The organism is Gottfriedia sp. NPDC057991 (assembly GCF_042886615.1).
Taxonomy (GTDB): Bacteria; Bacillota; Bacilli; order Bacillales; family Bacillaceae_G; genus Gottfriedia.
On the sequence record NZ_JBHVQN010000008.1, the window covers coordinates 37,071 to 54,459 of the forward strand.

A 17,389-nucleotide genomic window follows, 5' to 3' on the forward strand; every position below is an offset into this window, starting at 1 on the left:
CGTCATTCTCTCATTTTTTTTGAGGGAATGGCGTTTTTTATTTTATATAAACGGGAAGTGATTGAATGGGCTTATTGGAAAAGTTAAAAGATGGAATTGTTTTAGGTGATGGCGCAATGGGAACACTTTTGTATTCTGGCGGACTTCACAGCTGTTTTGAAGAACTTAATATTACTGAGCGTGATCGAATCATTCATATACATGAACAATATATAGATGCTGGCGCAGAAGTAATTCAAACAAATTCGTACGGTGCTAATGCTGGAAAACTGCGACAATATGGTTTGGAAAAGCTTGTTAAGCAAATTAATCAAATGGCTGTTAGAAATGCTAGAGCGGCATCAAAAGGAAGAGCTTTAGTAATTGGTGGTATAGGTGGAATGAAATACGTAGGTTCTACTTTTACTACACCTTTAGAACGAGAAATGATGCTACTTGAGCAAGCTTCAGCGTTACTAGAAGAAGGCGTAGATGGGATCATGCTTGAGACATTTTATGATGAAAATGAATTATATGATGCTGTAAATCTATTAAGAGGAAGAACAGATTTACCGATCATTGCACAAGTTACACTACAAGAAATTGGCATCATGCAAAGTGGCCAATATATTGAAAAAATTCTTCCTAATTTAATTGATTTAGGTGCAGATGTAGTCGGAATCAATTGTCATCTTGGACCACTTCATATGCTGGAGTCATTAAATACTGTTTCATTACCAACGAATGGTTACTTATCGGCATTTCCGAATTCAGGATTACCACTATACAATGAGGGAAAATACGTATACAAATCGAATCCAGAATATTTTGAAGATATGGCAAAACCATTTATTGAACAAGGTGTAAGACTAATCGGTGGATGCTGTGGTACAACACCAGCGCATATCGCTGCTTTACGAAGTAAGATTGATACTTTACAACCGGTTACAAAAAAAGATGTGAAAAACAGAACAATTAAAATTACAATTCCTAAGCAAGAAGAACAAAAGAATGAAACTTTACCAGAAAAGGCAACAAAGAGAACGACGATCATTGCAGAGCTAGATCCGCCAAAAACACTACAAACGAGAAAGTTTTTTGAAGGAGCGAAAGCATTACATAGCGCAGGGGCTGATGCAATTACGCTAGCAGATAATCCATTAGCTTCACCTAGAATTTCGAATGTTGCGATGGCATCACTGCTTCAAAGATTGGATGTACCAGTCTTGACCCATTTAACTTGTAGAGATCGTAATATGATTGGACTTCAATCTCATTTAATGGGGCTATCTACATTAGGATTAAATGAAGTTCTTGCTATTACCGGTGATCCAGCAAGGGTAGGAGATTTTCCAGGTGCAACTTCAGTATACGATGTAGCATCACTTGAACTTATTCGAATGATTAAGGAAATGAACGATGGTAGGCTATATTCCGGTAAAAGTTTAGGAAATGGAACGAGATTTTCTGTCGCAGCAGCTTTTAACCCGAATGTTCGAAAGTTTGATGCCGCAATTAAAAGGCTTGAGAAAAAGGTTGAGGCGGGAGCAGATTATTTTTTAACTCAGCCAATTTATGATTTTGAAACGATTGATAAGTTATATGAGTCAACACGTCATATTAAACAGCCAATATTTATTGGAATTATGCCACTAGTTAGTAAGAAAAATGCTGATTTTATCCATTATGAAGTTCCAGGAATTACTTTATCTGAAGAGGTAAGAAATAGAATTTCATCTGTTGAACCTGAGAGAGCAGTTGATGAAGGGAAAAAAATTGCAAAAGAGCTTATTGATTATGTTAAGGATAAATTTAATGGGATTTATTTTATCACTCCATTTTTGAAGTATGAAATAACAGAGGACTTAATTCAATTTACTAAAAGCAGCAATAAAGAGGAGATTCAACTATGAAAACTTTAGATATAGCATTAAAAGAAAAAATATTACTTCTTGATGGAGCAATGGGAACGATGATCCAGCAAAGAAACTTAACAGAAGAAGACTTTGGTGGAGAAGAATACGATGGTTGTAATGAATATTTAGTTGTTACAAGACCAGATGTTATACAAGAAATTCACGAGGAGTATATAGATGCAGGGTCTGACATTATCGAAACGAACACATTTGGAGCAACTAATATTGTTTTATCCGATTATAATTTACAGCATTTAGATATTGAACTAAATGAAATTGCAGCAAGGATTGCAAAACAAGCAGTTGTGGCATCGGGTAAAGAGGTATATGTAGCGGGTGCTATGGGGCCAACAACAAAAGCAATCAGTGTTACAGGTGGTGTGACTTTTGATGAATTAATTACTGCATATAATCGACAAGCAACTGGATTAATAAATGGTGGCGTAGATGTTTTATTAGTTGAAACTTGTCAAGATATGAGAAATGTTAAAGCTGCCTGTATTGGAATTAGTAATGCATTTAACGAGCTAAATAAAAAATTACCAGTTATGATTTCCGGAACAATTGAACCAATGGGGACAACATTAGCAGGTCAAACAATTGATGCTTTTTATTTAGCCATTGAACATATTTCGCCTATATCAGTAGGTTTAAACTGTGCAACAGGACCTGAGTTTATGAGAGATCATGTTCGTTCATTGTCAGAGCTATCTGAGACATTTGTATCTTGTTATCCAAATGCTGGCTTACCAGATGAAGATGGCCATTATCATGAATCACCAGAATCTTTAGCGCACAAAGTACGTGATTTTGCTGAACAAGGATGGATCAATATTATAGGTGGTTGTTGTGGAACAACTCCTGAACATATTCGAGCAATGAAAGAAGCAATCAGTGGAATAACACCTCGTCAACCTAAAAAAAGAGAGGATCACGCTGTTAGTGGTTTAGAATCACTTCGCTATGATGATAGTATGAGACCACTTTTCGTCGGTGAAAGAACAAACGTTATTGGATCTCGTAAATTTAAAAAATTAATAGCTGACGGAAAATTTGAAGAAGCTTCAGAGATTGCTAGAGCTCAAGTGAAAAAAGGTGCCCATGTTATCGACGTATGTATGGCAGATCCAGATCGTGATGAAGTTGAAGATATGGAAAATTTCATAAAGCAGTTAGTTAATAAAGTAAAAGTTCCAATCATGATTGATTCAACTGATGAAAAAGTAATTGAATTAGCACTTACTTATATTCAAGGTAAAGCGATTATTAATTCGATTAATCTAGAAGATGGGGAAGAGCGATTTGAGAAGATTTTACCTTTCATTCATAAATATGGTGCTGCAGTTGTAGTTGGTACGATTGATGAAGATGGGATGGCTGTATCAGCAGAAAGAAAATTGGAAATTGCAAAAAGAAGTTATCAACTATTAACAGAAAAATATAAAATGCGTGCGACAGACATCATCTTTGATCCACTTGTTTTCCCTGTTGGAACAGGTGATACGCAATATATCGGTTCTGCAAAAGCGACAATTGATGGAATTAAATTAATTAAAGATGAATTACCAGAGTGTTTAACAATTTTAGGTTTAAGTAATATTTCATTCGGATTACCAAATGCTGGTCGTGAAGTGTTAAATGCAGTTTTCTTATATCATTCTACAAAAGCTGGTCTTGATTATGCGATTGTAAATACTGAGAAACTAGAACGATTCGCTTCAATTCCTGCAGAAGAACGTGAGCTTGCTGAGAATTTATTATTCCACACGTCACAAGAAACTTTAGATAAATTTGTTGAGCATTTTAGAAATTCAGTAAAGAAAGAAGAAAAACCAAAAGAACTGCTTCCGATTGAAGAAAGATTAGCGGCGTGTGTAATTGAAGGTTCGAAGCAAGGATTAATAGAAGATCTGCAAGCCTGCCTTGACCGTGGTGACATACCGTTAAATATTATTAATGGTCCACTAATGACCGGTATGGATGAAGTTGGAAGACTTTTCAATAATAATGAATTAATCGTAGCGGAAGTATTACAAAGTGCCGAAGTAATGAAGGCATCTGTAAACTTTTTAGAGCAATTTATGGAGAAAACTGAAAGCTCTAGAAAAGGGAAAGTCATTTTAGCGACAGTTAAAGGTGATGTTCATGATATTGGAAAGAACTTAGTAGATATTATTTTGACGAATAACGGATTTGATGTTGTCAATTTAGGCATTAATATTCGACCAGATGATTTAATTACAAAGATTCGTGAAAACAAACCAGACATTATTGGCTTATCAGGCTTATTAGTAAAGTCTGCTCAACAAATGGTTATTACAGCTGGTGACTTAAAAAGTGCAGGGATAGACACACCAATATTAGTTGGTGGCGCTGCATTAACTAGAAAATTTACTGAAAACCGTATTCAACCCATTTACGATGGATTAGTGGTTTACTCAAATGACGCGATGACTGGTTTAGACTTAGCAAATAAAATTGTTAATCCTAATGAATTAAAAGCATTGGAAGAAAAGAAAAAGGCAATTAAAAAAATAGACAATGTTATTGAATTGCCTGTTCCTGAAGTTAGTACAAAGAGATCAGCAATACAAAAGTCAGATTGCCTAGTTCCTTCATCATTAAGCAAAACGGTCATAAAAAATATTCCAGTAGCACAAGTGGCACCTTTTATTAATTATCAAATGCTAATAGGACATCATTTGGGGGTAAAAGGTAAATGGGAAAATCAAGAACGTGGCCAAGAGTTATACGAGTTAGTTCAAGAATTCTTAAAAGATGGAAATGAATATTTTGACTGCCAAGTAATCTATCAATTTTTCCCTGCTCAAAGTGATGGCAATGATGTTATAATCTATGACTCTGAAACTAAAAAACCGATTGAACGTTTTCAATTTCCGAGACAAAGAAAAGAACCAAACCTTTGTATAAGCGACTTTTTAAATCCTGTTGGTGAAGAAATGGATTATGTTGGATTCTTTTCTGTAACATCGGGACCACGAGTAAGAAATATTGCCGAAAGATTGAAACAAGAAGGAGAGTATTTAAAGAGTCACGTTTTATTCTCATTAGCTTTAGAATTAGCAGAAGGTTTAGCTGAAAAAACTCATATGCTGATGAGAGAAAAATGGGGATTCCCAGATCGTCCAGATTTCACGATGTCTGAGCGTTTTAAAGCAAGATATCAAGGAATCAGAGTTTCATTTGGTTACCCTGCGTGTCCAAATCTTGAGGATCAAGAAAAGCTATTTAAGTTAATTAACCCAAATGAAATTGGGATTAATCTGACAGAAGGATTTATGATGCTACCAGAAGCATCTGTAACTGCAATGGTATTCTCACATAAAGATGGAAGATATTTTTCAGTTTAAAAAGAGAGAATAATTATTCATTTGATTCAATAAAACCAAAATTTAGTTTAAACATTTCAAATAGGTAGTAGAAATAGTTCATGCATCATTCTACTACCTTTTTCCTAAGAAAAAAGAGGAGTGGAAAAAATGCCTGTAATTATCAACAAAGATCTACCTGCAACGGAAATACTAACGAAAGAAAATGTTTTCTATATGACCAAAGAGCGAGCGGAGTCGCAAGATATAAGACCGCTTCAAATAGGGATTTTAAATTTAATGCCAACTAAAATTGAAACCGAAACGCAATTATTACGTTTAATTGCAAATTCACCTATACAAGTAGATATCGATTTAATTGGTACTGAAACATACAAGCCAAAAAACGTTTCAGAAGAGCATGTTTCAAGCTTTTATAAAACAATTTCACAAATTCAAAATACAAAATATGATGGCTTTATTATTACTGGTGCTCCAGTTGAGACACTGGAGTTTGAGGAAGTTGAATATTGGTCGGAACTTAAAGATATCATGGATTTCACAAAAGAAAATGTAACTTCTACATTGCATATATGTTGGGGTGCACAAGCAGGTCTTTATCATCACTACGGAGTTCCTAAATATACATTAGATAAAAAAATGTTTGGCGTTTTCCCACATACAGTAGAGGATCGCTTTGTGAAACTAGTACGCGGCTTTGATGACGAGTATTATGTACCGCATTCAAGACACACTGAAGTTAAGAAGGAAGACATCGATAAAATAGGAGAGTTGAAGATTTTAAGTCTATCAGATGATGCAGGTGTCCATCTTGTTACTAGTGAGGACGGAAAGCAAATTTTCGCAACTGGACATCATGAATATTGTATTAATACATTAAAATCTGAATATGAAAGAGATGTACAAAGAGGAGCGGAAATTACTATTCCAAAAAACTATTTTCGAAATGATAATCCGGAAAAACCACCAATTGTTCGTTGGAGAAGCCATGCTAACCTACTTTTCTCAAATTGGTTAAATTATTATGTTTACCAAGAAACCCCTTACAATTTATGATTTTAAAATTTATGTTTCATAATTTCGTCAAATAATAAATAAAAATAATTGGAAAATTTAAAAAAATGTTTGCTATTTTCATAAAACATTCCCATAATGGAAATAATATCAAATTTTAACGGAGGAGATCATATGAAGGACTGTATATCTATTGGACTATTAGGACTTGGAACTGTTGGAAGTGGTGTTGTAAAAATTGTTGAAAATCATCAGGACAGATTGGCCCATCAAATTGGTTGTTCTGTACAAGTAAAAAAGGTTCTTGTTAAGGATCCTGAAAAGGAACGATCAATTTCAATTCAGAAGGATTTATTAACGACAAATGCATATGAAATTTTAGATGATGCTGATATAGATGTTGTTGTAGAGGTAATGGGTGGAATTGAAGATGCTAGAGAATACATACTTCATGCTCTTCGAAATAAAAAGCATGTAGTCACAGCTAATAAAGATTTAATGGCTTTATATGGTACTGAATTACTCCGTGTAGCAAATGAAAATAAATGCGATTTATTCTATGAAGCTAGCGTTGCCGGTGGGATTCCTATTATTCGTAGTTTAGTAGATGGTCTTGCTTCAGACCGTGTAACTAAGCTAATGGGAATTGTAAATGGAACGACAAATTTTATTCTTACAAAGATGAGCAACGAAGGTAAGGCCTATGACGATGTGTTAAAAGAAGCTCAGGAACTCGGCTTTGCAGAAGCAGATCCAACATCTGATGTTGAAGGTTTAGATGCTGCGAGAAAAATGACAATTTTAGCTAAATTAGGTTTTTCAATGGATGTTGAACTAGAAGATGTGCAAGTACGTGGAATTAGTTCAGTATCTTCAGAAGACATTGATTTTGCTAGATACTTTGGTTATACAATGAAATTAATCGGTTATGCAAAGAGAAACGATAATCGAATTGAAGTTAGTGTTGGACCAACTTTAATTGCACACAATCATCCATTGGCATCTGTTAGCAATGAATTTAATGCAGTTTATGTATATGGTGAAGCTGTAGGAGAAACGATGTTCTATGGTCCGGGTGCAGGTAGTTTACCAACAGCAACTGCGATTGTATCAGACTTAGTTGCAGTAATGAAAAATATGCGATTAGGAGTAAACGGTACAAGTGCTGTTTTACCACAATATCCAAAAGAATTAAAAGAAGATCATGAGATTTCTTTTAAATCTTTCTTCCGCTTTACAGTAAAAGATCAATTAGGTTCGTTCGCAAAAATCACTTCAATTTTTACAGAATCTGATATAAGCTTTGAGAAAATTATTCAAGTTCCATTAAAGCATAAAGGTCTTGCTGAAATTATTTTAGTAACACACCATGCTTCATATTCAGCATACAAAAAAGTAATTGAAAATTTAGAAACATCTGATGTAGTCGATGAAGTACGTAGCTATTATCGAATTGCAGGTGAAGATCGTGATGTATAAAGGATTAATCGAAAAATATTCAAGTTTCTTACCTATAAATGAAGAAACACCAAAATTAACTTTAAATGAAGGAAATACGCCATTACTATTTTTACCTCGCTTATCAGAAGAGTGGGGAATTGAATTATTTGTTAAATTAGAAGGGCTAAACCCAACTGGTTCATTTAAAGATCGTGGGATGGTAATGGCAGTTGCTAAGGCAAAGGAAGCAGGAAGTTCAGCAATTATTTGTGCATCGACAGGTAACACATCTGCCGCCGCCGCTGCTTATGCGGCAAGAGCTGGTATGAAATGTTTTGTAATTATTCCTAATGGTAAAATTGCATATGGTAAACTTGCGCAGGCTGTCATGTATGGAGCACATATAATTAGTATCGATGGAAATTTTGATCACGCATTACAAATGGTAAGAAAAATTAGCGAGTCTGAACCAATTACACTAGTAAATTCTGTAAACCCATATCGAATAGAAGGGCAGAAAACGGCTGCTTTCGAAATTTGTGAGCAATTGGAAAAAGCTCCTGATATTTTAGCAATTCCAGTTGGAAATGCAGGGAATATTACGGCTTACTGGAAAGGATTTAATGAATACAACCTTTCAAAAGGTTATCAATTACCTAAAATGCATGGTTTTCAAGCAGAAGGTGCAGCACCAATTGTTAATAATAAGAAGATTGAAAATCCCGAAACAATTGCAACAGCTATTCGAATTGGTAACCCAGCAAGCTGGGAGCACGCAGTAAATGCAATTGAGCAATCACAAGGTGCAATCGATAGCGTATCAGATGAAGAAATCTTACAAGCATATAAATGGATTGCATCAAAAGAAGGCGTATTTGCAGAACCAGGTTCATGTGCAAGTATTGCAGGTGTGTTTAAACAAGTACAGTCAGGTGTAATCAAAAAAGGCTCAAAAGTAGTAGCCATTTTAACAGGTAATGGATTAAAGGATCCAGATATCGCAATTCAATCAAGTAAAATTGAACCAATATTGTTACCGAATGAAGAAAAAATTGTATTAGAACATTTACAAGGTGTGGTTTCGATATGAAAAAACTTTTCCAAATAACAGTTCCTGCAAGCACTGCAAATGTAGGACCTGGTTTTGATTCGATTGGTATCGCTTTAGATCGATACTTAACAATTGAAGTATATGATCACGATCAATATAGCTGTGAGGGATTTAGTGAATATTTGAAAGATATTCCACTTGATCAGACAAATCTAATCTTAAAAACAGCAATTGATGTTGCAAAAGCAAATCATGAATCTTTGCCAACATGTCATTTAAAGCTTGAAAGTAATATCCCGTTAACAAGAGGTTTAGGAAGTAGTGCCTCAGCAATAGTAGGTGGCATTATTCTAGCGAATGAACTTTGTAATCTTCAATTATCTCTAGAAGAACAGCTTAGAATCGCAACTTCAATAGAAGGTCATATGGATAATGTCGGTGCTTCACTTTATGGCGGCTTAGTTATTGGGACTTTTATAGATGGAAAAGCTTATATCCAACACTCGAAATTAAATAAAGTATCAGTAGTAGCAATTATTCCAAAATACGAATTAGAAACTGTGCATGCAAGAAATATATTACCATCAACGATTCCATATAAGGATGCGATCCAATCTAGCAGCTATAGTAATATATTAGTTTTAGCACTATTATCAGAAAATTGGCCATTAGCAGGCGATATGATGAAACGAGATCTGTTTCACGAACCATATCGATGCAAAATTGTAAAAGAACTAGACACCCTAAAACAAATCGAATTACCTGAATATGTGCATGGATTTGTATTAAGTGGTGCCGGTCCGACAGTACTAGCATTTGTTTCAATCGAAGGCTGTCCTGAAGCAATCAACTATTTTACACGTTTATTTCCAAATTGTGATGTAAGTGAAATAAAAATAGAAAACAATGGTGCAACAGTTAAACATTCAATCCACTCGAATTAAAAGAAACCACTCAACTATGGAAAGTTGAGTGGTTTCGTATTTTTTGAGATCTATCTGAAGTGCAAAAAAATTGTGGAACTGCAAATAAAATCAGTGAAAGTGCAAATAAATCTGTGTAAGTGCAAATAAATCTGAAGTGCAAATAAAAAAGGTGGAACTGCAAATAAAATCAGTGAAAGTGCAAATAAAAAGATTGAAACTACAATTAAATCTGTGTAGGTGCAAATAAAAATTGCGAATCTGCAAATAAAATCACTAAAACAGTAAATAAGAGCATGATCTGTGAATAAATTACTTGAAAATCACGAGAAATAACAATAATTTAGAATAAGGTATCACTAATACTTTATTTTTCTCGTTCTTTCATATATTTTTCTGCAAGTAATTGTTTAACTTGATTATAAGTTAAACCAGAACTTGCATTTTTTCTTTTCACATCGTTAATATTAGTTCCAGTTATCGTAAATCTTTTATCATTCATTCGGTTTCATCTCCAAAACAAATATTTAATTTTATTATTTATTTCTTAAACGGAAAATATGCTTTTAAAAGATTATGTAATTAAATTGTTATTTTGATTGTACTAAAGAAATGATAAAATTATTGGTAGTATAAGGAATAGGGGATAAAACCATGCACGAGGTTGTATTGAAAATTTTATTTTTTATTTTTCGAATATTATTTCAATTAATCTTTCAAATAGTTGTTGACTGGATCTTTGATTATTTGCCAAAAAAGTTTTTTGGTTATCCTTTTAATGAGCAAGATGATGAATTAATTCAAGGGAAAATTTACTTATTAGAAAAGGAACCTTGGTTTGAGCCATACAAAATCTATGCATTGGAAATTTCTCAAAGAAAAAGTATTCGAAAATTAATCGTAAAATTAAAGATGTTAGAGATTCAATCGAATGAGGAAAAGAGAAATGAATTCTTATATGAATTAGATCGACGATTATTTGACTTAAATCCAAATGGAATTAGAAATAGAAAAACGAGCCCGAATTAAGGGCTCGTTTTTTATTTTTTATAAACTTTTACTGTAACTGTTTTAACTCCCCATTTTTGGGCGTTTTTCTGACTTGGGATAAATACATCAATTTTATTTCCTTTTAGTGAACCGCCTGTATCTCCAGCAATTGCATAGCCATAGCCTTCTACATATACTTTAGAACCTAGTGGAATTACTTTTGGATCCACAGAAATAACTTTTGCTTTTGGATTCTTTTTTAAATCTATACCAGTAGCTGTTTTACCACTGCATCCTTTACAGCTACCAGTGTAAGCTGTAGCTTTCATTTTAATTACTTTATAAGGTGTAGCAGCTTTAGCTGTTGTTTTTTTAGTCGTTGTCGTTTTTTTCTTAGTTGCAGGTTTAATTTGCAATACTTGATTTACTTTAATAAGGTCTGATTTTAAATGGTTCCAAGATTTAATCTGAGAGACTGTTACCTTTTGCTTTTTTGCGATAGCAGATAAAGTATCTCCAGATTTAACTTTGTAAGTTGCTGCGTATGTATTTGTCGTAAATCCCATTGTTAGAATAACAGTAGTAACAAAACATGTCATTAATTTTTTCATATTTCCCGCTCCTGTCCATCTTCTATGTATAATACTTTACCATGGAAATGTGACAGTAAGATTTCAGTAGTTTTATTTTATATTACAAATATATTACCTTTTTTTATAATATTCTATAAATTCTGCATAATAGTTACAGCTTATTTCGACATATTACCTATTTAAGAATGTTTATCGCTATATTTTGAGCTAAGATGCTTGATTTTAAAGGACTTTAAGGAAGTAATTATAAGATAATAGGGAGAAGGTTAAACAGTAAAAACTGTTCAATAAGTTATTATATAGAGTAGAAAAACATACTTTTTTACCACAAATAAGATCGGTTTTATTAATTTAGAATTAAAAACTATGTAACAATTCGAGAGTTTTTGTAACATTTACTTCATATTTAATGTGTTACAGATCCTAAATTAAAGTACTAAAAACTGCTAAAATTTACTAAAAACTATCTTCAAAAGGAAATATGTTATCATTTCATATTTTCATAAATAGACAAAAAGTATGTGTAAATCAAAATTCAACAAGCTTGGGTAGGATTTAAAAATGGTAAAAAGTAGTATGATTAGACTAAATATTTTGAATAATGTATAATAACAAATGTACTTATAAAACCAAAAGGTGGGGTCGTATGTCAACAAATACATATTCACTTACATGGGATTTAGATGTTTTCTTTAAAGGAGGCAGTGAATCTCCTGCATTTGCAACATACATAATAGAAATTACTAATTTAGTAGAAGGAATAGAGAGACAGGTTTCTTTGTTTTCTGCTCCTAAAACTAGTGATGAAGTCGAGGAATTAGCTGATATCATAGGTAATATTGAAGTAATAGGCAAGAAATTATCGCAAGCTGGTGGATTTGTTAGCTGTTTACAAGCTCAAAATATGGCTGATCAAAAGGCAAATTTATTAAGAGGAACATTAACGCAGCTTTATGCAACATTTTCTACTTCTTTAACAAAATTCCATAGTCAATTAACTAAAATTGAAGATTCTGTTTGGAAAAATATTTTAGAAACTGATGAGTTTAAGGAAATTTCATTCGCCTTAAATGAGCGTCGTCAAAATGCTAGTGAATTATTATCAGTTGAACAAGAGGCATTAATTACTGCCCTTTCAGTTGACGGATATCATGGTTGGGGCCAAATGTACGATACTGTTGTTGGAAAAATGCAGATCGAACATGATGATAAACTTTTATCTGTTGGTCAAGCATCAAATCTCTTTTCTTCTAAGGAACGCAATGTTCGTAAAGAGATTTTCGAAAAATGGGAAGAAACATGGGGCGATGAGTCAGATTACTTCGCTAAAATATTAAACCATCTTGCAGGTTTCCGTTTAAGTGTATATGGACAACGTGGATGGAATAATGTATTAAAAGAACCATTATCAATCAATCGCATGAGTCAAGAAACACTTGATTCAATGTGGGGCGCGATAATCGACAATAAAGCTCCATTTGTTGAATATTTAGAAAGAAAAGCTAAATTACTAGGCGTTGAGAAATTAAGTTGGTATGATTTAGATGCGCCTGTTGCTGATATTGATTCTTCCGTTTCATATTCTGAAGGTGCAGAATTCATATTAGATCAATTTGGTAAATTTGGTGATGAATTAACTAGTTTTACAAAAATGGCATTCGAAGACTCTTGGATTGAAGCAGAGGATCGTGCAGGTAAACGTCCAGGTGGATTCTGTACAGGATTCCCTGAGAGCGGTCAATCTCGTATTTTCATGACATATTCAGGAACACCTTCAAATGTTTCGACATTAGCACATGAATTAGGTCATGCTTTCCATTCATTTGCGATGAAAGACGTTCATACGCTTAATAAATATTATGCAATGAATGTTGCTGAAACAGCTTCTACATTTGCAGAAATGATTGTAGCTGATGCAGCTGTTAAAAATGCGAGTTCAGATCAAGAGCGTTTAGCTCTATTAGAAGACAAAATCCAACGTAGTGTTGCATTTTATATGAATATTCATGCTCGCTTCTTGTTTGAAACGCGTTTTTATGAAGAGCGTAAAAATGGTGTTGTAAGTAAAAATAAAATAAATGAACTGATGGAAGAAGCTCAAAAAGAAGCGTATTGTGGGGCTTTAGAAGAGTATCATCCACATTTCTGGGCATCAAAACTACACTTTTATATTACAGGTGTGCCGTTCTACAACTTCCCATACACTTTTGGATACTTATTCTCATTAGGAATCTATGCAAAAGCATTGGAAGAAGGTAAGAGCTATGAACAGAAATATATTGCCCTTCTAAAAGATACAGCTTCTATGACAGTTGAAGAATTAGCTCAAAAACATTTAGGTGTAGATTTAACAAAACGTGATTTCTGGGAGAAGGCAGTAAAACTATCTCTTAAAGACGTTGAAGAATTTTTATCGATCACTGAATGATAACTTTTTATGAGGAGGACTCGTTTAATTACGAGTTCTTTTCCTGTTTTAAATGCTTTTATTAAGGTTTTTGTAGTTTTATTAAAAAGAGATAAGAAAATACGGAGGGGTTTTTAATCATTACCTCTTTAGTAGGGGAGTGACTAAAGTGAATAGTTTTAAATTTTTAAAACCATATAAAATAACAATTTTCGCAAGCATAGTCTTTTTACTTTTAGAATTAGTAGTTGAATTATTTCAACCATATATTTTATCTAATATCATTAACAATGGAATAGTTCACAAAGACATGGCTTATGTTACAAAATGGGGAATCGTCATGATCGTGTTATCGATCGTTGCTTTTATTGGAGGAGTATTAAATACTTTTTATGCTACTCATATTGCTCAAAGCTATTCATTTACGTTAAGGAAAACACTATTTGAGAAAGTACAAACTTTTTCATTCACAACGTTTAGTTATTTACCAACTTCATCAATTATTACTAGATTGACAAATGACGTATCACAATTACAAAGTGCAGTTTTTATGAGTTTAAGGATTATTTTGAGAGCGCCATTAATTGTAATTGGTAGTGTCGTAATGGCATTAATTTTGAATTGGAAGCTTTCGTTTATTCTATTTTTAATTTTACCTTTCTTATTTATGTTCCTAAATTGGATGGTAAAAAAAGGTAGAAGACTATTTAAGAATGTTCAAGATAATGTGGATATTGTAAATAGTGTGCTTAGAGAAAATTTAGTTGGAATGAAATTAATTAAAGCCTTTGTGCGAAATGACCATGAAAATAATCGATTTCAACATATAAATCAAAATTTAAAACAAAAAACCTCTGTTGCATTACGAACTATGGAAATTACGATGCCAGTCATGCTTCTATTTATGAATGCTTCTATTTTGATCGTATTGTGGTTTGGAAATAGTAAAGTACACTCACACGAAACAAATATTGGAGATATTGTTGCAATCGTAAATTATATTTCTCGTATTACTTCATCATTTACTGTTTTTTCATTTATCATTAGTGCGTTTTCAAGAATGAGAGCTTCTTCTGAACGAATCGATGAAATATTAACGATTGAAGAAGACTTTGTAGAAAAGAATGAAGGAAACCAACTAGTAAATCGATTGGAAGGAAAAATTCAATTCCATCAAGTTTCTTTCAGTTATCCTAATTCTGAAAAAGAAGTGCTAAAAAATATTTCATTTGTTGCTTACCCAGAACAAACTATTGCAATATTGGGTTCAACAGGTTCAGGCAAAACTTCTTTATTCCAGTTAATCCCTCGCTTATATGATGTTAATTCTGGAACAATTTTAATTGATGATCAAGATATACGTAAAATGAACAGTAAGCAACTAAGAGGACAAATTGGATATGTACCACAAGAATCACTACTATTTACAGGAACAATTAAAGAAAATTTACTAATGGGTAGAGAAAGTGCATCAGATGAGGAAGTTTATTTAGCTGCTAAACATGCACAAATTCACGATTCAATTTTGACTTTTCCAAATGGATATGAAAGTTTAATTGGTCAAAAAGGTGTTAACCTTTCAGGTGGTCAAAAACAAAGACTTTCTATTGCAAGAGCAATTCTTAGAAAACCTAGTATCTTATTACTTGATGATAGTACAAGTGCATTAGATTTAAAAACCGAAGCTAGCTTGATTGAAGCTTTAAAAAATTACGAGTGTACTACATTAATCATCACGCAAAAAATCAGCACTGCTAAAAATGCAGATAAAATATTAATTATTGATGAAGGCGAACTTGTAGAAGAGGGTACACACGAATCTTTATTAAAGAGTTCAAAATTATATAAAGCAATCTACTATTCACAATATGGAAAGGAGGAAATTCATAATGTTAAAGGAGCTAACTAAACCTTTCCAATATAAACAATTACAATTATCAAAGGAAAAAAAGAAAAAGGAAGCTTCTCGAGCAGATAACGTTTCCTCAACATTGAAAAGAATATGGTCTTACCTAGCATTAATGAAAGGTAAACTTGCTGTCGTACTTGTAATGGTTTTAGCAAGCTCTGTACTCGGTTTACTAGGACCAGTATTAGTTGGTTATTCAATCGACCATTATATTCTAAAAAATAATTTAAGTGGTTTAAGTTTGTTAATTGTTGCTTTAGTGTTTATTTATTTAGGTTATTCTGCATCATTGTTTTTACAAAATTTTTGGATGATCGATATTGCTCAAAACACTGTAACAAAAATGAGAACAGAATTATTTAATATGTTTCATAAATTACCAATGTCATTTTTTGAAAAAAGACAACATGGAGAGTTAATGAGCCGTGTAACGAATGACTTGGAAAATGTAAGTTCGACTTTAAATACTTCAGTCATCCAAGTATTTTCAAGTGTTATAACTTTAGTTGGTACTGTTTCAGTTATGCTTTGGTATAGTCCGATCTTAACTTTATTGACTTTATCAATTGTTCCAGTTTTAATAATTGGTATAAAATGGATTACGCACCGTACTGGCCAACTTTATAAAATCCAGCAACGTAACTTAGGTGAGTTAAATGGATTTATAGAAGAAACAGTTTCCGGGCAAAGAATCATCAAGACTTTTTCTCAAGAAGATAAAATGATTCGAGATTTTTTAAATAAAAATGAAAAATTGAAAAACTCAGGATTTTGGGCATTTATCTTTGCCGGATTAATTCCAAAATTCATGAATGTATTAAACAATGTAAGTTTTGCAATCATTGCAGGTATTGGCGGCTACTTTGCCTATAAAGGACATATCTCGATTGGTACAATTGTTGTATTTACTGAGTATTCAAGACAATTTACTCGTCCTCTAAACGATTTATCAAATCAGTTTAATACATTACTTTCTGCGATTGCTGGAGCTGAAAGAGTATTCTCGATCATCGATGAAGATATTGAAGCGATTGATGAATCCCACATTATTAATGACCAAAAAGTTATTCAAGGTGAAGTTGAATATAAAAATGTTAATTTTTCTTATGGGAAGGATTCAAATACCTTAACAAATGTTTCATTCAAAGTATCACAAGGTGAGACAATCGCTTTAATCGGTCCAACGGGTGCAGGTAAAACGACAGTAGTAAATTTACTTTCACGCTTTTATCAAATCAATAGTGGTGATATACTCATAGATGGTGTAAGTATTGGTCAATATTCTAGAAAAAACTTGAGACAACAAATGGCATTTGTTTTACAAGATTCATTTTTATTTAAAGGAACAATTCGAGAAAATATTCGATATGGTCGTTTAGATGCAACAGATGAAGAAGTAGAAGAGGCAGCAAAGCTTGCTAATGCACATAGTTTTATTATGAAATCTTCAAAAGGATATGATACAATTTTACAACAAGATGATCAGCAAATTAGTCAAGGTCAAAAGCAACTTCTCTCAATTGCTCGAGCTATTCTAGCAAATCCTGCCATTTTAATTTTAGATGAAGCTACAAGTAGTATTGATACAATTACTGAAATTAAAATTCAAGAAGCTTTACAAAGACTAATGCAAGGCCGAACAAGCTTTGTCATTGCTCATCGACTAAATACAATTAAAAATGCTAATCAAATACTTGTTTTGAAAAATGGAATGTGTATAGAGAGAGGTTCACATGAAGAATTAATTGATAAACAAGGTTTTTACTATGAATTAGTAAAACATCAAGGGATGAATGAAGATCAGCATATACAATAAA

12 protein-coding genes are annotated in these 17,389 nt (G+C 32.9%); 10 read left to right on the top strand and 2 right to left on the bottom strand.

Annotation, left to right across the window (positions count from 1 at the left end; genetic code table 11):
• The first annotated feature begins 65 nt into the window (after window positions 1-65).
• The 6 genes from ACFVR2_RS22385 (at window position 66) to thrB (ending at window position 9,694) form a co-directional block, all read left to right on the top strand.
• Window positions 66-1,892, top strand: coding sequence for a bifunctional homocysteine S-methyltransferase/methylenetetrahydrofolate reductase (locus ACFVR2_RS22385; RefSeq protein WP_387366985.1), 1,827 nt, complete (start codon window positions 66-68; stop codon window positions 1,890-1,892).
• Complete coding sequence (metH, locus tag ACFVR2_RS22390; protein ID WP_387366988.1) at window positions 1,889-5,266, top strand: methionine synthase; 3,378 nt, start codon at window positions 1,889-1,891, stop codon at window positions 5,264-5,266. Before ACFVR2_RS22385 ends, metH begins: the two co-directional genes overlap by 4 nt.
• 129 nt (window positions 5,267-5,395) lie before the next feature.
• On the top strand, window positions 5,396-6,301 hold the full coding sequence (metA, locus tag ACFVR2_RS22395) for a homoserine O-acetyltransferase MetA (protein ID WP_387366991.1): 906 nt from the start codon (window positions 5,396-5,398) through the stop codon (window positions 6,299-6,301).
• Between the two features lie 132 nt (window positions 6,302-6,433).
• On the top strand, window positions 6,434-7,738 hold the full coding sequence (locus ACFVR2_RS22400) for a homoserine dehydrogenase (RefSeq protein ID WP_387366994.1): 1,305 nt from the start codon (window positions 6,434-6,436) through the stop codon (window positions 7,736-7,738).
• A complete protein-coding gene (gene thrC, locus ACFVR2_RS22405) occupies window positions 7,731-8,789 on the top strand; it encodes a threonine synthase (protein WP_387366997.1) in 1,059 nt (352 codons plus the stop codon). Before ACFVR2_RS22400 ends, thrC begins: the two co-directional genes overlap by 8 nt.
• Complete coding sequence (gene thrB, locus ACFVR2_RS22410; protein ID WP_387367000.1) at window positions 8,786-9,694, top strand: homoserine kinase; 909 nt, start codon at window positions 8,786-8,788, stop codon at window positions 9,692-9,694. Before thrC ends, thrB begins: the two co-directional genes overlap by 4 nt.
• A 346-nt stretch (window positions 9,695-10,040) precedes the next feature.
• Here thrB and ACFVR2_RS22415 read toward each other — a convergent pair whose 3' ends face one another.
• Window positions 10,041-10,175, bottom strand: coding sequence for a hypothetical protein (locus ACFVR2_RS22415; RefSeq protein ID WP_387367003.1), 135 nt, complete (start codon window positions 10,173-10,175; stop codon window positions 10,041-10,043).
• Window positions 10,176-10,327: 152 nt separating this feature from the next.
• Here ACFVR2_RS22415 and ACFVR2_RS22420 point away from each other — a divergent pair, with 152 nt between their 5' ends.
• Window positions 10,328-10,702: a hypothetical protein gene (locus ACFVR2_RS22420; protein ID WP_387367006.1), complete on the top strand. Its 375-nt coding sequence runs from the start codon at window positions 10,328-10,330 to the stop codon at window positions 10,700-10,702.
• Between the two features lie 11 nt (window positions 10,703-10,713).
• On the opposite strand, the gene ACFVR2_RS22425 is transcribed toward ACFVR2_RS22420, so the two are convergent.
• Entirely contained in the window at window positions 10,714-11,274 is a 561-nt protein-coding gene (locus ACFVR2_RS22425; protein WP_025671360.1) for a 3D domain-containing protein, read from the bottom strand.
• A gap of 628 nt (window positions 11,275-11,902) precedes the next feature.
• Between ACFVR2_RS22425 and ACFVR2_RS22430 the strand changes: the two genes are divergently transcribed.
• The 3 genes from ACFVR2_RS22430 to ACFVR2_RS22440 all read left to right on the top strand — a co-directional run bounded on the left by ACFVR2_RS22430 (window position 11,903) and on the right by ACFVR2_RS22440 (window position 17,388).
• Window positions 11,903-13,684 (top strand): M3 family oligoendopeptidase, encoded by a 1,782-nt coding sequence (locus ACFVR2_RS22430; protein WP_387367009.1) that lies wholly within the window; start codon window positions 11,903-11,905, stop codon window positions 13,682-13,684.
• 148 nt (window positions 13,685-13,832) lie between these two features.
• Window positions 13,833-15,572 carry an ABC transporter ATP-binding protein gene (locus tag ACFVR2_RS22435; RefSeq protein WP_387367012.1) on the top strand — a complete coding sequence of 580 codons (1,740 nt, stop codon included), beginning with the start codon at window positions 13,833-13,835 and terminating at the stop codon, window positions 15,570-15,572.
• Window positions 15,553-17,388 carry an ABC transporter ATP-binding protein gene (locus ACFVR2_RS22440; RefSeq protein WP_387367015.1) on the top strand — a complete coding sequence of 612 codons (1,836 nt, stop codon included), beginning with the start codon at window positions 15,553-15,555 and terminating at the stop codon, window positions 17,386-17,388. Before ACFVR2_RS22435 ends, ACFVR2_RS22440 begins: the two co-directional genes overlap by 20 nt.
• The last annotated feature ends 1 nt before the right edge of the window (window position 17,389 follow it).

Bases quoted from the DNA above. Each gene is read 5' to 3' on its own strand.
- metA (WP_387366991.1), top strand. From the start codon at position 5,396: ATGCCTGTAATTATCAACAAAGATCTACCTGCAACGGAAATACTAACG.
- ACFVR2_RS22420 (WP_387367006.1), top strand. From the start codon at position 10,328: ATGCACGAGGTTGTATTGAAAATTTTATTTTTTATTTTTCGAATATTA.
- ACFVR2_RS22425 (WP_025671360.1), bottom strand. From the start codon at position 11,274: ATGAAAAAATTAATGACATGTTTTGTTACTACTGTTATTCTAACAATG.
- ACFVR2_RS22440 (WP_387367015.1), top strand. From the start codon at position 15,553: ATGTTAAAGGAGCTAACTAAACCTTTCCAATATAAACAATTACAATTA.
- metH (WP_387366988.1), top strand. From the start codon at position 1,889: ATGAAAACTTTAGATATAGCATTAAAAGAAAAAATATTACTTCTTGAT.
- ACFVR2_RS22400 (WP_387366994.1), top strand. From the start codon at position 6,434: ATGAAGGACTGTATATCTATTGGACTATTAGGACTTGGAACTGTTGGA.
- ACFVR2_RS22385 (WP_387366985.1), top strand. From the start codon at position 66: ATGGGCTTATTGGAAAAGTTAAAAGATGGAATTGTTTTAGGTGATGGC.
- thrB (WP_387367000.1), top strand. From the start codon at position 8,786: ATGAAAAAACTTTTCCAAATAACAGTTCCTGCAAGCACTGCAAATGTA.
- thrC (WP_387366997.1), top strand. From the start codon at position 7,731: ATGTATAAAGGATTAATCGAAAAATATTCAAGTTTCTTACCTATAAAT.
- ACFVR2_RS22430 (WP_387367009.1), top strand. From the start codon at position 11,903: ATGTCAACAAATACATATTCACTTACATGGGATTTAGATGTTTTCTTT.
- ACFVR2_RS22415 (WP_387367003.1), bottom strand. From the start codon at position 10,175: ATGAATGATAAAAGATTTACGATAACTGGAACTAATATTAACGATGTG.